Source organism: Corynebacterium sp. S7, from assembly GCF_054401105.1.
Window position 1 is genome coordinate 1,702,424 of record NZ_CM136760.1, and the last position, 18,268, is coordinate 1,720,691.

19 protein-coding genes and 4 tRNA genes are annotated in these 18,268 nt (G+C 55.7%); 4 read left to right on the forward strand and 19 right to left on the reverse strand.

All coding sequences use genetic code 11. The features are described 5' to 3' along the window. Positions 1-15: 15 nt before the first annotated feature. The 8 genes from secF to ACXZ66_RS08180 form a co-directional block, all read right to left on the reverse strand. The gene (gene secF, locus ACXZ66_RS08145; RefSeq protein WP_458751332.1) at positions 16-1,167 is read right to left on the reverse strand and encodes a protein translocase subunit SecF; all 1,152 of its coding nucleotides are present in this window, start codon (positions 1,165-1,167) and stop codon (positions 16-18) included. A 65-nt stretch (positions 1,168-1,232) separates the two neighbouring features. Next, complete coding sequence (gene secD / locus ACXZ66_RS08150; protein WP_458748001.1) at positions 1,233-3,098, reverse strand: protein translocase subunit SecD; 1,866 nt, start codon at positions 3,096-3,098, stop codon at positions 1,233-1,235. Between the two features lie 210 nt (positions 3,099-3,308). Further along, on the reverse strand, positions 3,309-3,761 hold the full coding sequence (gene yajC / locus ACXZ66_RS08155) for a preprotein translocase subunit YajC (protein WP_458748002.1): 453 nt from the start codon (positions 3,759-3,761) through the stop codon (positions 3,309-3,311). A 77-nt stretch (positions 3,762-3,838) separates the two neighbouring features. After that, positions 3,839-4,927: a Holliday junction branch migration DNA helicase RuvB gene (ruvB, locus tag ACXZ66_RS08160; RefSeq protein WP_458748004.1), complete on the reverse strand. Its 1,089-nt coding sequence runs from the start codon at positions 4,925-4,927 to the stop codon at positions 3,839-3,841. Positions 4,928-4,949: 22 nt separating this feature from the next. Next, positions 4,950-5,558 (reverse strand): Holliday junction branch migration protein RuvA, encoded by a 609-nt coding sequence (gene ruvA, locus ACXZ66_RS08165; protein WP_458748005.1) that lies wholly within the window; start codon positions 5,556-5,558, stop codon positions 4,950-4,952. Continuing rightward, positions 5,555-6,094, reverse strand: a complete 540-nt coding sequence (gene ruvC / locus ACXZ66_RS08170; RefSeq protein WP_458748006.1) for a crossover junction endodeoxyribonuclease RuvC — start codon at positions 6,092-6,094, stop codon at positions 5,555-5,557. The genes ruvA and ruvC overlap by 4 nt, the downstream gene beginning before the upstream one ends. A 118-nt stretch (positions 6,095-6,212) precedes the next feature. Next, entirely contained in the window at positions 6,213-6,965 is a 753-nt protein-coding gene (locus ACXZ66_RS08175) for a YebC/PmpR family DNA-binding transcriptional regulator (RefSeq protein ID WP_458748007.1), read from the reverse strand. 146 nt (positions 6,966-7,111) lie between these two features. Continuing rightward, complete coding sequence (locus ACXZ66_RS08180) at positions 7,112-7,990, reverse strand: acyl-CoA thioesterase (protein WP_458748008.1); 879 nt, start codon at positions 7,988-7,990, stop codon at positions 7,112-7,114. Between the two features lie 51 nt (positions 7,991-8,041). On the opposite strand from ACXZ66_RS08180, the gene ACXZ66_RS08185 reads away from it, so the two are divergent. After that, positions 8,042-8,527, forward strand: coding sequence for a DUF3817 domain-containing protein (locus ACXZ66_RS08185; RefSeq protein WP_458748009.1), 486 nt, complete (start codon positions 8,042-8,044; stop codon positions 8,525-8,527). 6 nt (positions 8,528-8,533) lie between these two features. Here the strand turns inward: ACXZ66_RS08185 and ACXZ66_RS08190 are convergent, their stop codons facing one another. The 11 genes from ACXZ66_RS08190 to ACXZ66_RS08240 all read right to left on the reverse strand — a co-directional run bounded on the left by ACXZ66_RS08190 (position 8,534) and on the right by ACXZ66_RS08240 (position 17,741). Beyond that, on the reverse strand, positions 8,534-8,989 hold the full coding sequence (locus ACXZ66_RS08190; RefSeq protein WP_458748010.1) for a LemA family protein: 456 nt from the start codon (positions 8,987-8,989) through the stop codon (positions 8,534-8,536). Continuing rightward, the gene (locus tag ACXZ66_RS08195) at positions 8,989-10,089 is read right to left on the reverse strand and encodes a glycosyltransferase family 4 protein (protein WP_458748011.1); all 1,101 of its coding nucleotides are present in this window, start codon (positions 10,087-10,089) and stop codon (positions 8,989-8,991) included. Before ACXZ66_RS08195 ends, ACXZ66_RS08190 begins: the two co-directional genes overlap by 1 nt. Before the next feature lie 38 nt (positions 10,090-10,127). Further along, on the reverse strand, positions 10,128-11,024 hold the full coding sequence (locus ACXZ66_RS08200; RefSeq protein WP_458751334.1) for a phosphatidylinositol mannoside acyltransferase: 897 nt from the start codon (positions 11,022-11,024) through the stop codon (positions 10,128-10,130). A gap of 57 nt (positions 11,025-11,081) precedes the next feature. After that, positions 11,082-11,804: a phosphatidylinositol phosphate synthase gene (gene pgsA / locus ACXZ66_RS08205; protein ID WP_458748012.1), complete on the reverse strand. Its 723-nt coding sequence runs from the start codon at positions 11,802-11,804 to the stop codon at positions 11,082-11,084. After that, positions 11,797-12,402 carry an HIT family protein gene (locus ACXZ66_RS08210; RefSeq protein ID WP_458748014.1) on the reverse strand — a complete coding sequence of 202 codons (606 nt, stop codon included), beginning with the start codon at positions 12,400-12,402 and terminating at the stop codon, positions 11,797-11,799. The genes pgsA and ACXZ66_RS08210 overlap by 8 nt, the downstream gene beginning before the upstream one ends. Continuing rightward, positions 12,383-14,449 (reverse strand): threonine--tRNA ligase, encoded by a 2,067-nt coding sequence (thrS, locus tag ACXZ66_RS08215; protein ID WP_458748015.1) that lies wholly within the window; start codon positions 14,447-14,449, stop codon positions 12,383-12,385. Before thrS ends, ACXZ66_RS08210 begins: the two co-directional genes overlap by 20 nt. Positions 14,450-14,623: 174 nt before the next feature. Beyond that, entirely contained in the window at positions 14,624-15,880 is a 1,257-nt protein-coding gene (locus tag ACXZ66_RS08220; protein ID WP_458748016.1) for a Dyp-type peroxidase, read from the reverse strand. 42 nt (positions 15,881-15,922) lie between these two features. Next, on the reverse strand, positions 15,923-16,579 hold the full coding sequence (locus tag ACXZ66_RS08225; protein WP_458748018.1) for a copper chaperone PCu(A)C: 657 nt from the start codon (positions 16,577-16,579) through the stop codon (positions 15,923-15,925). Between the two features lie 24 nt (positions 16,580-16,603). Continuing rightward, positions 16,604-17,182 carry a copper resistance CopC family protein gene (locus ACXZ66_RS08230; RefSeq protein WP_458748019.1) on the reverse strand — a complete coding sequence of 193 codons (579 nt, stop codon included), beginning with the start codon at positions 17,180-17,182 and terminating at the stop codon, positions 16,604-16,606. Between the two features lie 216 nt (positions 17,183-17,398). Then, positions 17,399-17,599 (reverse strand): hypothetical protein, encoded by a 201-nt coding sequence (locus ACXZ66_RS08235; protein ID WP_458748020.1) that lies wholly within the window; start codon positions 17,597-17,599, stop codon positions 17,399-17,401. Positions 17,600-17,669: 70 nt separating this feature from the next. Continuing rightward, positions 17,670-17,741 (reverse strand) — tRNA-Val (locus ACXZ66_RS08240). 225 nt (positions 17,742-17,966) lie between these two features. On the opposite strand from ACXZ66_RS08240, the gene ACXZ66_RS08245 reads away from it, so the two are divergent. From ACXZ66_RS08245 to ACXZ66_RS08255, 3 genes are all read left to right on the forward strand, one after another. Then, positions 17,967-18,039 (forward strand) — tRNA-Gly (locus ACXZ66_RS08245). 30 nt (positions 18,040-18,069) lie between these two features. Then, a tRNA-Val gene (locus ACXZ66_RS08250) sits at positions 18,070-18,144 on the forward strand. A 20-nt stretch (positions 18,145-18,164) separates the two neighbouring features. Continuing rightward, positions 18,165-18,240: transfer RNA gene (locus ACXZ66_RS08255), tRNA-Gly, on the forward strand. Positions 18,241-18,268 lie beyond the last annotated feature (28 nt).

Genomic DNA, 18,268 nt, shown 5'->3' on the forward strand with positions numbered 1-18,268 from the left:
GTTGCCCGGCTTTCCCTAATTCTTGCCAGGGCGCCACGAGGCTTGGTGGTTGCCTGCCCCGCCTATCCCATCGCCTCGGCCGTAACCCTGCGAGCGCGAACCTGGTGTTTCCACGGTGCGCTTCGCCTTTGAATCGTTATTCTCCACCTGCGCGTCAGCATCTGCTGAAGAAATATCTTTGCCTGAGGCACGGAATTCCGCAACTGCCTTGTTGTGCTCCTTGTACTTCTTCTGGCTGTTAATCAGCGACACCAGAATTGGCGTAGCTAAGAATAGAGAGGAGAAAACACCTTCGACGACACCGATCAGCTGGATTATCGCCAAATCTTGCAGTGTACCTACGCCGAGCATCCACACTGCGACGACGAGCAACGCAATAATTGGCAACGCCGAGATCACCGATGTCGAAATCGAACGCATCACAGTTTGGTTGACGGCGAGATTGGCTTCCTCCGCGTACGTCGAACGTCTTGAATCAAGCACCCCGGAGGTATTTTCCTTCACCTTGTCAAAGACAATCACGGTGTCGTAAATAGAGAAGGTCAGCACGGTCAACAAACCAATAATCGTCGCTGGCGAGACCTGAAGGCCAAACAGAGAATAAATTCCCATGATGACAACGCCGTCGACGACCAAGGCGGCCATTGCTGCTACTGCCATCTCACGTTCGAGACGAATCGCAACATAGACTGCAGCGACGATCAGGAAGACCACGAGTGCCAAGATCATGCGCTCGGTAATGGTAGAGCCCCATGATTCCGACACAGTGGAATCGCCGATCGCATCGGGTGTGGCTACGCCAGCCGCATCGACTGGATGGTACTGCTCATAGATAGCAAGACGTGCGTTATCAATCTGCTCTTGGCTGAGGTGCTCAGAAGTGATTTCCAAGGTCCGGGCATCGCCCGCACCGACAATCTGGGTCAGCTCTGGGGTCACACCCGTAGCCTCGACGAACGTGTCTTGAACTTGCTCGGCGACCAGATCACCGGCTTGCATGGACAGCTTCGTGCCGCCCTGGAAATCGATGGAGAGGTCAAAGCCGCGGAACAACATCGATCCGATACTGACCACCAGAAGGACGATGGTGATGGTGTACCAAAGCTTTGAGCGTCCGATGAAGTCGATGGAACCCTCGCCTGTGTACAACTTGTCAAAGTAGGACATCTTCTTAGGCGAATTCTTCGAAGAATCCTGAGACGGAGTGGGTTGTGCAACTGATGCAGTCATAACTACTTCTCCTCGCTTTCAGCAGAGGTTGTTGTTGACAAAGACGCTTGTGCTTTGTGCGCCTCTGCCTCAGGATCTCGACCGGCATCACGGTCTGCTTGTGCAAGTGCGAACATCTTACCCATGCCGTTGACCTTCGGGTTCGCCCAGAATGACTTCCGCGAAGCCAGGATCATCAATGGTGCTGTGACCAGGAAGGTCACCAGCAGGTCGAATACAGTTGTCAGGCCCATAGTAAAGGCGAAACCCTTGACCTCGCCGACAGCAAGGAAGTAGATCACCACGGCACCGATCAGGGTCACCATGTTACCGGTAACAATCGTGTGCTTAGCCCGATCCCAACCTCTTTGGGTGGCCGAGCGGAATGTCTTGCCTGCTCTGACCTCATCCTTGATGCGCTCATACAAAACAACGAAGGAGTCCGCGGTTGTGCCGATACCGATGATCAGACCAGCAACACCCGAGAGATCAAGGGAGTAACCAATCCACCGGCCCAGCAGAACAAGCGAGCCGTAGACCAGCAAGCCGGAAGCGAACAAAGTGAAAATCGAGACAAAGCCAAACATCCGGTAGTACCAGAACACGAAGATTGCCACGAGAAGGAGACCGACTGCACCAGCAATCAGGCCAGCCTGCAATGAAGCCGCACCCATGGACGCCGGAACTGTCATTGCTGTGCCACCCGGTTCGCCATTTTGGCCGGCGAAGGACAGTGGAAGTGCACCATAGCGCAGGTTATTTGCCAGCGCAGTTGCCTCTTCCTGGGTGAAATCACCCGTAATCGAGGTGGCCTGCCCCACAGGGGTTGCCCCCTGGATCTGAGGTGCGGAGATGATTTCAGAGTCAAGGGTAATTGCGATCTGCTGGCCCAGGTATGCGCTGGTCAGCTCCGCCCACGTCTGCGAACCATTGAATTCGCCGTCTTGCTTGAAGGAGAAGCTAATCTCCATCTGGCCGGTCTGCTGGTTAAAACCACCGGTAATTGGCTGGTTGGTATCAATCTGTTCACCAGTCAAACGCGGACCATTCGGATCCGTTACACCCGAGAGCAGTGGCACTGGATCCAACACCATTGGCTGTCCAGAATTAGGGTCACAGCTAACCAGCGGACGCTCGGGCACATCGGTACCAGCGAGAGGATCCGTGCCAGAAGCAGTCTGCGAACCGGATGCGTCGCAGCGCATCAACTGCAGTGCTGCAAGCTGTTGGGTCGGGTCTTCGGATTGGCGATCGTCGCGAAGCATGTCTGTGACCTGCTGACGGAACTCACCCGCCGCGATCGAATTCGCAGGTTCCGGCAAAGGCTCTGCGTCAATTACCGGTGTCGGTAGCGGTTCCGCCTCACCGAGCGACGAGTTGATGACCTGCATCGCCTCGTCGATGGAAGCCTGGGCATCTTCCTTTGACAACACGCCGTAGCGCACCCAGTCATTGGCAGTTTGGCCCAGTACTTCGGGATACGCGGTGGTATCTGGCATTCCGAGCTGTGCGACAGGCCTAAACATCAACTGAGAAGTCTGGCCTAAACTGCGGACCTCTGCAGTGTCCTCCCCTGGCACTGTGATGACCAAAGTGTTGCCGTCGACGACAACCTGCGCGCCGGAAACGCCCATGCCATTAACACGATTTTCCAAAATAATGCGCGCTTGGTCCAGCTGATCTTGGGTAGGTTGCTCTCCCTGAGGGACCAACGTCACTCGGGTACCGCCCTGCAAATCAATGCCGAGCTTGGGGGTTGCCGAGCGATCACCGGTGAAAAACACCAATGCATACACAACCGCGACGATGAGCACGAAAAGAGCTAGAGCCCGTTTGGGCCACGCTCTTTTCGAGTTACTCTCGCCGTTGCGCCGGGTAGTAACGGACACGGAGGTATCTCCTCAACTATTAATCGTTCACGTGATGATCATGCTTGCCGCGCTCCGAATCGAACTACGAATCAAGCATCATATTGCTGTGCGCGGGAGGCGTGCACTGGTAAACACACAAATCCCGATGGTACGTCAAATGTAACAAAACAGTTAAGCCCGACCCGCTTGAGTGCTTAAGTAAGGGTCGGACTTTCAGTACTGCATGAGTTAGCGGTTCTCTCGTGGTCCCTCGTCAGGGGTGCCCTCTTGATTATTCTCGGAATTGTTCTCAGGGTGCTCTTCCTGAGCAGGCTCTGCTGGCAGGTTTTCAGGGTGAGAGTTAAGCCCAGGCTCTTGCACCGGCTGCTCATTCCACACAGCACCTGCAGAACCAGGAACCTCGTTATAAGGTGCCGTAGCTGGGGTTTCTTCCACCTTGCGCATGATGCCCTGACGTTCCATGGTCACAATCGTGCCCGGGGCAAGTTCAAGGTCGACTTCGGTGTCACGCGTTGCGACGACAGTTGCGTGGAAACCAGCGACGGTGACAATCCGGTCGCCCGGGTTCACCGCGTACTGCATCTCAGTGACCTGTTGCTGGCGCTTGCGCTGCGAACGCATCATAAAAATAGAAGGAAGAAGGAATATTGCAAGGACAAGAAGTAATAGTAAGAGATCCATAGGCCTTTATTGTGGCATGGAAATCTCCGGTTCTCCTACTCAACCCCCATAAAAGCGCCTGCCAAACTCCTGGATTCTTACACGTTTAGCTGGCCTGGTGCCTCTGGTGGCGGAGTTAGCCCGAGATGATGCCACGCTGCTGCAGTGGCCACGCGCCCGCGACCGGTCCTAGCCATCAGACCTGCTCGCACAAGATAGGGCTCACACACCGCTTCAACCGTTGCTGGTTCTTCGCCCACCGCAATAGCCAGTGTGTTTACGCCCACAGGCCCACCACCATGGCCTTTGATTAACGAGCCGAGAACTGCTCGGTCAAGCCGGTCAAGGCCGAGTTCATCAACATCGAACACCTCCAATGCAGCTTGTGCTGCTGCAACATCAACGTGTCCGTCACCGTTGACTTCGGCCCAGTCCCTCACGCGGCGCAATAAGCGGTTAGCAATACGAGGAGTACCTCGCGAACGCGAACCGATTTCCACTGCGGCATCATGGTCGATGCTTACGCCCAGAATGTTCGAGGCGCGCGTGATCACCTTGGTTAAGTCTTCGACCTCATAAAATTCCATTTGCGCCGTAAAACCGAAACGGTCACGCAACGGGCCTGTCAGCATACCTGCGCGCGTGGTGGCCCCCACCAATGTAAACGGTGGAATGTCTAGTGGAATCGAGGTCGCACCAGGGCCTTTGCCGACGATGACATCGATCCGAAAGTCTTCCATTGCCATGTAGAGCATTTCCTCGGCGGGCCGGGCGATGCGGTGAATCTCGTCGATAAAAAGCACGTCGCCTTCAACGATGTTCGACAACATTGCCGCTAGATCGCCTGCGCGCTCCAAGGCTGGGCCCGACGTCATCCGCAAGGAGGTGCCTAATTCTTGGGCAATGATCATGGCCAGGGTGGTTTTGCCTAGGCCGGGAGGACCCGACAGGAGAATGTGATCGGGCGTGACGCCACGGTTTTTCGCACCAGTAAGAACGAGGTCCAGCTGCTGACGCACCTTAGGCTGCCCAATGAACTCATCTAAGCCCTTTGGCCGCAGTGTCTTTTCAACATCGCGTTCCTGGATTTGCTCCCGCGGATCAATCGGGGCATCTTCACTACGAGATGACGCCTTCCGCTGCATATCAGGCGGCAATTGAAATTCCGTCTTTTCTACGTCAGACACAAACTACGACCTATCTGTTTCTTTATTTCCGACCGAGTTGAGCAAGCGCAGTACGCAGCACAAGGGCAGTATCTGCTTCTTCGTTTTCTGCAACAACTGACTCTACGACAGGACGAGCTGATTTCTCTGTAAACCCGAGGCCAATGAGAGCTTCAATGACTTGCTCTACCATCGCGTTCGAGGAGACGTGCCCCAGCGACTCTGAACCTGTTGCAGGTACTTCCATAGCTACTGCCTTGAGCTTGTCCTTCAGCTCCAGTGCCATGCGCTCGGCCATGCGTTTACCCACACCTGGGATGGCTTGCAGCGCCTTCACATCACCTGAGGTGACTAATTGTGCCACCTCGGAGGCGTTATATAACGACAAAGTCGCAAGCGCGAGTTTTGGCCCCAGCCCGCTCACGCTTTGCAAGGTATGGAATAACTCACGATCGTCGACATTGGTAAAGCCATACAGTGTCATGGAGTCTTCCTTGACAACCATTGCGGTGAGCACGCGTGTGGACTCGCCTCTAGTGAGCCTGCCCAGCGTTGGAGGGGCAGCTAGGAACCGGTATCCCACTCCCCCACACTCAATCACTGCATGGTCGAGGCCGATGGAGAGTATTTCACCATTAAGAGAATCAATCATGAGCGTTTCACCCCTGCGGCGTCTAGCGCCTGTTGAGTACGAGCAAGTAGTGGGGCCCTCCAGCAATGGCACACGGCAACTGCGAGGGCATCGGCGGCATCCGCGGGCTTTGGAGGTTCACTTAGACCAAGAATGCGGGTGATCATAGTAGTCATTTGCTTTTTATCAGCGCGTCCATTGCCCGACACAGCCTTTTTCACTTCAGAGGGCGTATACATGTGCACTGGGATATCGCGCTCCGCAGCGGCGAGGACCATCACTCCTACGGCGTGGGCAGTGTGCATGACGGTGGACACATTTCCGCGCTCGAAAATACGCTCCATAGCCACGACGTCGGGCTTGTAATCATCCATCCACTCCCCAACTGCCCGAGAAATGCGCAAGAGCCGCTCGGCCAGCTCAGCCTCCGAAGGGGTGCGCACGACCCCGACGGCAACAGGAATGACCTGTCTGCCACTGCCCGTTTGCACAACGGAGAGACCGCACCGAGTCAAGCCCGGGTCGATGCCCATCACACGAAGACCTGCGGTGTTCACACCCACCTCACAAAATTAATCACACATTTGTTCTACCACACTTGGTAGACAGACAGTGACGCCCCGCAGCAGCGTGGAAAGATTACACAGCGTACGGGGCGAAACACGAGGAACAAGGCTATGCGTCAAGCGCCTCAATTACCTCGTCGGACAGATCCATGTTCGTGTACACGTTCTGTACATCGTCCGAATCTTCCAGTGCGTCAATCAGCTTGAGTACCTTCTGTGCGTCCTCCACGCCGAGTTCAGCGTGCACTGATGCGCGGAATTCCTGGTCAGCCTGCTCAACTTCAATGCCCTCGGCTTCGAGAGCACTCTTGACAGCCTGGATGTCGGTTGGTGCGCACACGATCTCATACTCATCGCCGAGATCAACAACTTCTTCGGCACCTGCATCAAGAACTGCCATCAACACATCGTCTTCGCTGAGCTCGCCCTTCTTGATGTGAATCACACCAGTGCGGGTAAACATGTAAGCAACCGAACCGGATTCACCAAGGTTGCCACCGTTCTTTGTCATTGCGGTGCGAACTTCGGTAGCTGCGCGGTTGCGATTGTCAGTCAGACATTCAATGAGGATAGCTGTGCCTGCTGGGCCGTAGCCTTCGTAGGTGATGTTCTCGTAGTTGGCGCCACCGGCTTCTTCGCCTGAACCGCGCTTACGAGCACGCTCAATGTTATCGCCTGGAACAGAGGCCTTCTTGGCCTTCTTGATCATGTCGTCCAGCGTTGGGTTACCTGCAGGATCTCCGCCACCGGTACGCGCTGCAACTTCGATGTCCTTGATCAACTTCGCCCACAGCTTTGAACGCTTGGCGTCGTTGGCGGCCTTCTTATGCTTCGTTGTTGCCCATTTTGAGTGGCCTGACATAACCGTTGCCTTTCTTTCGGTGGTTGCGAAGGCAAAATCCGCGCACAACGCGTTTTCTACGTGTGCCGCGGGCCTACCGCGTGTCGGCCTTCAAGTATACGCACATCTCGACCTAGCACGGGAACCCACCCACCACGGGACAAATTTTATTGCGAATCGTGATTTTCGGTCGTGCGCAGTGGGATTGACTTCGTCCCCTTGCGCAACGTCCGCGTGAGCCCTTCTTGGGTCACCATCGCCACTAGATTGCCCGCACTGTCAAAAATCCGACCGTGGGTCAGGGCGCGCCCAGCGTGGGCCGACGGAGACACTTGGTCGTAGAGCAACCAGTCGTCGGCACGGAATGGGCGCAAGAACCACATTGCGTGATCCAAAGAGGCCATCTGCACCTTGTGACCTGGATGAGGGACCATGGAAGATTGCAAGAGCGTCATATCCGACATATATGCCAGGGTGCAGACGTGGAATGTATCGTCGTCAGGCAATTCTTGCTTGGAGCGGAACCACACTACCTGCTGGCTAGGCGTGTATTTGTTGTGCTCGTAGCGATCCGGAGGCACCATGCGGAAATCCCAGTCGGACCACTCATTAAGAAGTGCTCGGGAGCTTGGGGGCAAGGTGCTGCGCGCGTCATCGAGTTCTTCGGGCCGAGGGACTTCGCGCATATGGTCGGAGTGCTCAATGCCTTCGTCGCCATGGCGATGAAAGCTAGCCTGCATGGAGAAGATTGTCTCGCCGTTTTGGATGGCCTCAACATGGCGAGTGGCAAAGGACTTTCCGTCGCGCATGCGATTGACCAAGAACACGGTCTCTTCGTTAGATTTTCCGGGGCGGATGAAATAGCCGTGCAGCGAGTGGACGAACTTGCCCTCATTAATAGTGCGGGTAGCAGCAACGAGCGCCTGGGCGGCAACCTGGCCACCGAAGGTGCGCTCAAGTTGAGATTCGATCACAGGGGAACGATAAATGTCGGAATCAATCCGTTCGAGGTTCAAAATATCGTTAATCGAGTGCTTCGCAGTCATAAACGGAAACGGTACACGGTTTTAGGCGAAGTACAGGTAGCGTGGTGGTTCATGAGCTCTCTCACCCCCAAAAAGCTGCACCTTTCCGTCGCAATCCTCGAATTTTTCACTTGGACCTTCCTGATTATCGGAATGGTGTTGAAGTACTCGGGGGTCACTGACGCTGTCACCCCTATTGCCGGTGGAATCCACGGCTTCGGCTTCCTGTGTTTCGTTGTCCTGACGGTGCTCGTGTGGGTGAACAATCGTTGGTCCGTGGGTGTTGGAATCGTGGGCCTTGCCATGTCGTTGATCCCTTGGGCTGCCCTGCCATTTTCAATCTGGGCAGATCGCAGTGGCCGACTCGAGGGCGGCTGGCGTTTCTCTGACCCGGCTGAGACACCCGAATCGCTCCCGGACAAAGCACTTGCGCAGGTGGTTCGCCACCCGATCCGCAGCTTGATCATCATCGTCGTGCTGGTCGCGATCGTGTTCGCTATCCTGCTTGCAATTGGTCAACCCTACAACCCCGACGAGATCGCCAATCAGATCAAATAACTCCGCTTAGAACTCGCCGAACTCAAAAAATTCCGGCAACCGCGCTGTGCCCCCAAGACGAAGAACTCGAACGAGAGGGCGCAGCCTTAATGCTCGCGTATCTGCGACGGCATCATTATAAAAACGCAGCGCCAACATCACACGAGCGTTTGCATCCGCAAGTTCGGTGCTCTCGCTGACACCACTGGCAGCGACTTTCTTATTCAGTACTCGCTCGCGCTGAATCCGGGTATCAAAATCGCCCGGAACAAGTCCCGCTTCCTCCGCGTTGCGGGCATCGTGGGCGGCGGACGGGTCCAATGCAGCAATAACCGCTGCCCGACGATCAAGCGCTGCCTCCAAGGCCGCACGGCTTCGGTCAACTCGCACGTGCAAGGCATCGAGCCGCTGGGCTGTGTGATATGCCCACGCCAATGCAAGCGTGACAAGAACGGCAAGGATTACCCATAGTGTTGTAGTCACTAGCCCACCGTGACAATCTGATGGTTGGCACCGTCGGTGACAGTTTCATAGACCTGCATCACTTTCGCGGCAACCGTGGACCAGTCGTATTGTTTGGCGCGGGCAATCCCCGCCTCGATCAGCCGAGTGCGGGCGTCGGAGTCGTCGATAAGCGAGCGCAATGCGTCAGCCAACGCTGCGTCATCGCCGACAGGAAAGAGTACACCCGCGGGCGTCTCGGACTGGGCATCGCAGACCGCGGCGAAAGCTTCAAGATCACTAGCGACGACTGCGCATCCGGCTGCCATCGCCTCAACCAAAACGATGCCAAAAGATTCGCCTCCGGTGTTCGGGGCGACGTAGAGATCGGCACGACCGAGGATTTCTACCTTTTCCTCGTCGCTGACACGGCCAACGAAGTCGACCCCAGGAACGTTTCGGGGCCGACCTCCACCCATAACTGTTACGCGAACATCGCGATCAAGTTGGGTCAATGCGCGAAGAAGAATATCTAATCCCTTGCGGGACTCATCGAGTCTGCCGAGGAAGACGATTTCGATGGGGGCACCTTCGATATGTGGCTTTCGCGCCTCCGAGAAACTGGTGGTGTCTACGCCGTTCGGAATGAGAACTGGGTCCCCGCCGAGCTGCTCAACCTGCCACCTGCGCGCCATCTCCGAGACGGCAATACCCCCGTCAATCTTCTCCAACGCGGGTTGGAGGAGCGGGCGGGCGAACTTGAGCAGGCGCGACGAAGCCGCAGAGGCATGGTACGTAGCGACGATCGGCCCTTCAGCAAGTCGCAGCGCCACCATGGAATAGCTCGGGGAATTTGGCTCGTGAATGTGCAGGACATCGAACTCACCCTCGCGGATGAATTCCTTCGTGATCCTGCGAACTTGTGGGCCGATGGCTAGGCGAGCAACAGAACCGTTGTAATGAATCGGAATTGATCCCCCACCACGGGTGACGTAATCAGGCAGCTCAGTGTCGGCTGAGGCCGGGCCGAGCACGCCGACGTAATGGTCTTGGGAAATCAAGATATCGGCAAGATCAAGGATATGGGCTTGAACTCCACCGGGTTCATCAAAGGAATAGGGACATACAATTCCAATTCGCACGTCGAACGGCTCCCTTTCAGTCGTAGGTACGCGGCTAGCTAATTTTTTGGCTTCTTCTTGCGTTTATCTACCGGCCATTGCGGCTGCAGCATGTGCCAATCCACCGGGTGTGCCGCAATATTTGCAGCGAACAGGTCGGAAATGCGTTGGACTGTCTCCTCTAACGTAGTTACTTTTACCGGTGCAGAGACCGAAATTCCCCAACCTGGATCATTATCGGTACCGGTGAACCAGCAGTGCACCGCGTGCAATGGCGCCCCGGTTTCTATTGCCAGCTGGGCCGGACCCGCTGGCATCGTGGTCTCCTCGCCGAAGAACTTCGCAGGAACTCCTCGATCAGACAGGTCACGCTCGCCCAGCAGGCAGACGATTCCGCCCCGTTCCAGGACCTCTTTGAGCTGCTGAAACGGCGGGACCTTTTCGCCTGTCAGCGCAATGACTTCGAAGCCCAAGGATTCGCGGAACTCCACGAAAGCCTCAAAGAGGACTTCAGGTTTCACCCGCTCGGCCACCGTAGTGAATTGGCCATATTCGGTGTACAACCACATCCCGGCCATGTCCCAGTTGCCGCTGTGAGGCAAGGTCAAAATCACGCCCTTGCCTTCGTTAATAGATTTGTCCAGCAGATCGCGGCCAACCATTTCCTCGGAAATCCGCTCCACCAACGATGGGTCTCCAGCAAGTTGTGGCAGGCGGAACGCTTCGCGCCAATACCTGGCATAGGAGCGCACCGAGGCCTTCACCAAGTCCGCGGTGACGTTTTCTGCTCCCACGACGCGTGTGAGATTCCGGCGCAGCATCTCCATGCCCTTACCGTTTTTCGAGGCCCTGTCCGCACCCCAATTGAACAGGCCATTTACGAGCCTGCTTGGAAGTTTGCCAATGAGTTTCCACCCTGCCAGGTAGCCCAGGGCACTCAGATTTTCCGCGGACAGCTTCGATGGTGCCTTCGACTGTGCCTTCGACTGTGACTCTGACTCACGTGCCACGCGTTAATCCCTCTCTGCTTCCCGCTCAACAGACTCCTCGGCCAAATCCGCAGGCGATTCCTCAGCCGCTCGAGCCTCTTCCTCGGCTTCTTTTGAGCCCGCAGGCGCTCCCACAGGCACCTGCGCCTGTGGATCACGCGAAGCCATCAGCAATCGCTGGATGACAGTAAACACCGAGCCGATTGCCAAAAGCCACAGCGCAACCTCGATCGCATATGGCACGCCGAAACCTTCCAAGGCGAGACCGCCAAGGCCCAGAATCAGGCGCTCAGGGCGCTCAATCAGCCCGCCCACCATTTTCAGGCCACCGGCTTCGCCACGGGCCTTCACATAAGAAATGATCTGGGAGGTCACAACCACAACCAGCGAAACTGCAACCGTCAACGGATGCGCATCATCAACGTAGACCAGCCAGAAGGTAATCGCCGCAAATAGTGCGCCGTCGGTGATGCGATCACAGGTTGCGTCAAGCGTGGCACCAAAAGCAGTACCGCCCCCGCGCATTCTGGCCATCGTGCCATCGACCATGTCCAGGGCAGCGAATACCGCAGACAACGCCGCGGCCCACACCAGGTAATCCATCGGGATCAAAATAACGGCAATGAGCACCGTCACCGCAGCACCAATAACAGTGACAGCATTTGGCGTGATCCCCGTTTTCAGCAGGGCCTTCGCCACTGGTTCAACCACTACGGCTGCCGGTTTTCTGCCATGGACACTAAGCACGACTGTTCTCCTCCGCGATAACGGCGTTCCACCCCTGCGCCATCAGCGTCCGGGTGTCACGCAACAACTGGGGAAGCACCTTGGTTCCGTCGAGCACCGTCAAAAAATTGGCGTCTCCCGTCCACCGTGGCACCACATGCATATGTAGGTGATCACCCACGGAGCCACCGGAGGCGCGTCCCAGGTTCAGCCCTACATTAATTGATTCCGGCGCTGAAACCTTTTTCAGCACGCGGATTGAGCGTTTAAGAAAAACCATGAGTTCCGACGTTTCCGCATCGTTGAGGTTTTCCAGCTCTGCTACCTTGCGATACGGCACCACCATCATATGCCCAGAGTTATACGGATAAAGATTCAAAATCAGATACACGTACGTACCCCGGGCCACAATCAGCGCGTCCTCGTCGGACTTCGTCGGCGCGATCGTGAACGGATCATCAGAGCTTTCGCTTGACGACGAGGCGTCATCCTCCGGCACCTGCGCAATATAATTTGCCCGGTACGGAGCCCACAGACGCTGGAGTGCATCGGGTTCGCCCACCCCAGTATCTGTGTACGAAGGAAGCTCAGGATTTCCGCTAGCCCCGTCGTGCGGCAATGGTTTCCTCGCTCGGCTGGTCATTGATACGTTCACGCACCCAAGAATCAATCAGATCGACTGCTTCTGCAACCGGAACGCCGTTGACCTGCGATCCATCGAGGAAGCGGAAGCTGACGGCATCTGCTTCTACATCGCGTGCTCCAGCAAGCAGCATGAACGGAACCTTGCCGGTGGTGTGCGTGCGGATCTTCTTCTGCATGCGATCGTCAGAGGTATCCACGTCGGCGCGAATACCACGCTTACGAAGCTCCGCAGCGACCTTCTCCAGGTGCGGCGAGAAGTCATCGGCAACAGGAATACCCATGACCTGGTGCGGAGCCAACCACGCTGGGAATGCACCAGCGTAGTGCTCAAGCAACACACCAAAGAAGCGCTCGATGGAACCAAACAGCGCACGGTGAATCATGATCGGCTGCTTCTTCGTGCCGTCGGAAGCGGTGTATTCAAGGTTGAAGCGATCCGGCATGTTGAAGTCCAGCTGCACGGTGGACATCTGCCAGGTACGGCCGATGGCGTCGCGTGCCTGCACCGAGATCTTCGGGCCGTAGAACGCAGCACCTTCTGGGTCAGGAACCAGCTCGAGGCCAGAATTGGTGGCCACGCGACGGAGGATCTCAGTGGAGCGTTCCCAAATCTCGTCGGAGCCGACGGACTTCTTCGGGTCACGAGTGGACAACTCGAGGTAGAAATCATCAAGGCCGTAGTCACGCAGCAAGGACAAGATGAAGTCCAGCACGGTGGTCAGCTCTTCCTCAAGCTGATCCTCGGTGCAGTAGATGTGCGCATCATCTTGGGTAAATCCGCGTGCACGGGTCAGGCCATGGATCACGCCGGACTTTTCGTAGCGGTACACGGTGCCGAATTCGAACAGGCGCAGTGGCAACTCGCGGTAGGAGCGACCACGCGAGTCGAAGATGAGGTTGTGCATCGGGCAGTTCATTGGCTTGAGGTAGTACTCTTGGCCAGGTTTGGTCTCGTGGCCGTGCTCGTCGTACTCCGCGTCAACCGTCATTGGCGGGAACATGCCGTCCTTGTAGAAGCCCAGGTGGCCTGAGCGCTCGTAAAGGTCTGCCTTGGTGATGTGAGGCGTGTTCACAAAGGAGTAGCCAGCCTCAATGTGGCGGCGACGGGAATGCTCTTCCATCTCGGTGCGCACGATGCCACCGTTCGGGTGGAAGACTGGCAAGCCGGAGCCAAGATCGTCTGGGAAAGAAAAGAGATCCAGCTCGGAGCCCAGGCGGCGGTGGTCACGCTTTTCCGCCTCAGCCATCATGGTCTGGTACTCGTCGAGCTTTTCCTTCGATTCCCACGCGGTGCCGTACACGCGCTGCAAATCAGCATTTGCCTGGTCGCCGCGCCAGTACGCTGCCGAGGAGCGGGTAATGGCAAAAGCAGGGATGTACTTGGTAGTTGGGACGTGAGGGCCGCGGCACAAATCGTGCCACTCGACCTCGTCGGTACGCGGATTTACGTTCGCGTAATAGGTCAGTTCACCAGCGCCGACTTCGGTTGCCTCATCAGAATTCGGGTCAACGTTGCCCTTATCCTGAACGAGTTCTAGCTTGTATGGCTCGTCCTTGAGGTCTTCTGCGGCTTCCTCCTGGGAAGTGTAGACACCGCGAACAAATTTCTGCCCCGACTTGATGATCTTCTTCATCCGCTTTTCCAGAGTCTTCAAATCCTCTGGAGTAAACGGCTCGGCTACGTCGAAGTCGTAGTAAAAACCATTTTCGATGGCCGGGCCGATGCCCAGCTTAGTTCCAGGAAACTCCGCCTGGACTGCTTGTGCCAAAACATGCGCACACGAGTGACGGATGACGCCACGGCCTTCCTCACTCGAGGCAGGAACCGGGGTGAACTCTGCGTCGTGGTCCGGGACGTGGGAAAGATCCTTGAGGTTGCCTTCTGCGTCCTTGACGCAGACGATTGCGTTCTCTCCCTTGTTGGGAAGGTCACGATCGCGCATGACAGCGCCAACGGCAGTGCCCGCAGGAACCATGAAAGATGAAAGATCAACGGGCGACGAAGCCAGATCGTTAGCCATAGATTGTGCGCTCCTTTTGCGCTCACGCGTTCGCGGCATACCTGGCCGCGAACACTTAACTAGCAAATAGACCCCTGATGGGTACTCGCACAGTCTACTCGTTAGCTGACAATCATTAGCGTTTGGCACCTTACGGTTTTCAGATCCGGTGAAGGTGCCAGTTGAGGCATTGTTTTAGCCCTTATCGACGAGCAAAGATTCCGCCCAGAACTTGTCCCGCTCACCATCAGCTGAGACCCCTGGAGGCACCCAGTACACCGCAGAACCGATGTGGGTGATCCACGTGTTCAGTCGGTCAGATTCGTCTAGACGCTGTTGGATCGGAACGAACTGGACTTCCGGATCCTTTTGGAACGAGATAAACACAAGACCGGCATTGGACAGTTGGCCTAGCGCTGGATCCGGTTGCAGGTCGTAGTTATAAGGTCGCCGCTTAATTTTTTGTTCCGGGTGGTCATCCGGCGCTTTAGCTCGCGCCATATGACTGTTCTTATCAATTACCGGCAGACCATATTTATCAACAGCGTTATAGTCCGGATCATCGAATTCATTCTCGCCGGTCAACGGTGCACCATTGTGAAGATTTCGCCCCATAGAGTTTTCTCGTGAGACGCGATCAAGCATCTCCCAAGTGTCAAGGTTCATGCTGATCCGTCGCACAACCATCGAAGTTCCGCCTTGGGTGAATGCCTCACCTTCGTCGATCCACACTTGCTCGGCGAATTCCTCGTCGTCACGCGGATTGACTGTGCCATCGACCTGGCCGAACAAATTGCGCGGGGTTGATTCCTTCGGCATGGATCCATCGGCGGACAGGAAGCCTTGCTGCAACCAGCCCGTATTCACGTAATCAGTGCCTGAACGAACCATATGGCGCATGGCAAACGACGCGGTAGTGGGGTCATCAGAGCAGATCTGTAGCACTAGATCTGATTGTCCCCACTTATCGTCTAATTGGTCCAAGGAAAATTCAGGTAGGTCCTTCAGCCATCCCGGCTTCACGTCGCCAAGATTCGCTGCCTCGAAAGCACCCTGGCCAAAACCCACCGTGATGGTGAGATTTGCCGGAGTTTGCGCCATCTCTGGCTCGAGCGAGCCGAGGGGTGCTTGGCCGGAGGTCAGCGTTCTGGCATCTTCCGTCCACAGCCGCATCAGGCGCCTGAGACCTGCGCGGTCAACGCCCTCCTTCAGGTTAAATGCCAAAAGGTTGAGATGCGCTTGATGCGGAGTGGCAATGCCTGCTTGGTGAGGACCATCAAAAGCGACGGTGGACTGACTCAAGCGGTTTTCGACATCCGCCAAATTGATTGTGTCTTGCTCCACTGGGGGCATCTTCGCACTGGCATGGGCCTTGCTCATACCACTGGCTAGTGCTGCCGACGAAGCTGCAACAGTCACACCGGATATGAACCCGCGACGTGACACTGACATGACTATTCCTACCTTTAAATGATTACGTGGTGCCGAGTGAGATTAGTGCTGCATGCCTTCCATGTTGTCCATGCCCTCCATGTTGCCGCTGCCATCCATCGGGGCGTCGGGGTTGTGGCCCTGAAGTTCGCCATCGCTGCCGTAATTTTCATCACCCGGCAGAAGGGTGCGAACAGGGACATCCTTGACCTCGTAGGTGTTTCCTTCGGAGTCCTCGATGGTCACGTCAATAGAATCGCCCGCTTCGATTGCCTCGTCGTAGCCCATGATCATCATGTGGTCAGCACCTGGTGCAAGTGTGTAAGTACCGTTCGCCGGCACGACGAAACCGCCGTCCTTTTCTTGCATGACGCCGTCAACGACTTCGTGCATCTCGTTGCGAGGCTCATTCAGGCTGGTACTGAAGTCAACAAGGTTGATGTCCTTGTCAGTCGAGTTGACCAGGGTGCCAAACACACCGGTCATGCCCTTGCCAGCTTCCATGGCACGAACATAAGGATCTTCAAGAACGATTGCCTGCGCGTTGGCATCGGCGGTTGCTGACGAGGACGCGGCAGTAGACGATTCAGAGGTTGCAGCAGTGGTCGATGCTGCAGTGTCGGTGGCCGAACCTGAAGTGGCATCGGTGGAGTTTCCACAAGCTACCAAGGTGGCGGCAGCAGCGAGCACAGCAATTCCGGTGGTCAGACGACGGGACATTATTTTCTCCTTGTTGGAATGAAGTTACTTGCGATTCTTCGAAGCGGCCAAGATGCCGCCTACAGCGATAACCACAAGCACGATGCCACCAATTGCCCACACCCAAGGTGAAATTCCAGATTGTTCAGACTGCGAATCAGAAGCAGCTTCCGTGCCAGCCTCAGTTCCTGCGTCAGATGCAGTTGAACCATTTGAAGCTGGAGCGATTTGCGCTCCCTCAACGCTAAAGTTGGTCATGCCTCGGGTGGCGTGACCGTCAGAGGAAGTAATCTGAAATCCAATTCGGTAGTTACCCGGACCCGGGTCGATGCCTTCAGGCACCTGCAGGGTCACCCACCGCTCATTTACTGTCGGCTCACCAGAGAAAAGGACCTCGTTGGTGTCCGCGTTCGAAATAGCGAAAGTATTAAAGCCTTCGTTGACGTAGCCAGAAAACTCCAGCGCAATCTCCGACGGAAATTCAGCAACTTGCTGCCCGTCCGCTGGGACTCCGCCGACGACCGTGTCGTGGGCGAGGACCTGCGGGGCGGAAAAACCAGCAAGCAGCGCGACGGCAGCGCCTACAGTCAAACGACGAAGACCTTGAACACGCAGAATACGCACTGGCTGAAACTCCTAGAACTATTGGGGCAACCACATGTATGGGACTACATTGACCTACACATGGTGTGGACGAACTATTGGTAAACATCGTAGTTCTTTTGGACGATAAACCCTAAGCAAGGTCCATCACACAACTAGTCGAAAGTTGTAGATCAAAAGTTCCCCATAGTTGAAAATAATTATCTTTAACACGGTTTATGCCGGTGGTATTACTTTCTAGGACTCCCCAGAACCTTTCCCGCGCTTGGAGAAACCTGTAGCCATACAGACAATAGAAAGGATGAGAAACGTCATGCCTGCCGCCCAGCTACCCGTAGATACGAGCAGCGCGATGCCGATTGGAAAAAACGCGATACCAAGGGTGAAATAGTCGCTTCCGCCGGACCTTTTAGCTTTGCCACCCTCTTTGTTATCCATAACACAAAAGTACCGGAAAACCAGATAAAAAGAAGCCCCGCAAAACTAATGCGAGGCTTCAAGAAAATTGTGGTCCTAGCTGGGATCGAACCAGCGACCTTTCCGGTGTGAACGGAACGCTCTTCCACTGAGCCATAGGACCTAACTAACAGATTAAAACCATACTCTGCGCCTCGTAAGAGAACCTAATCGGCAGGTCAAGGCACATAACGGGCGAAAATAACCAATCTGGACTACATCAATGTAATTTACAGCCGCCCAAGAACCGCAGAACCACCCCGTGACCTGTCGATTTGTATTCTGGAACATACCCAGGCTAAAGTTTTGAATCGCACCAAGCCGGGCAGAAACGCCAAGCGAAGTGCATGCGGATGTAGCGCAGTTGGTAGCGCATCACCTTGCCAAGGTGAGGGTCGCGAGTTCGAGTCTCGTCATCCGCTCTCATTTCACCGGGCCTGGTTGAAATGTTCGCGCGATTAGCTCAGCGGTAGAGCACTACCTCGACACGGTAGGGGTCACTGGTTCGATCCCAGTATCGCGCACCAAGGGTAAAACCTTGAAAAATGCGGATGTAGCGCAGTTGGTAGCGCATCACCTTGCCAAGGTGAGGGTCGCGAGTTCGAGTCTCGTCATCCGCTCCAAGTACATATAGCGTACTTTGGAGGTAAC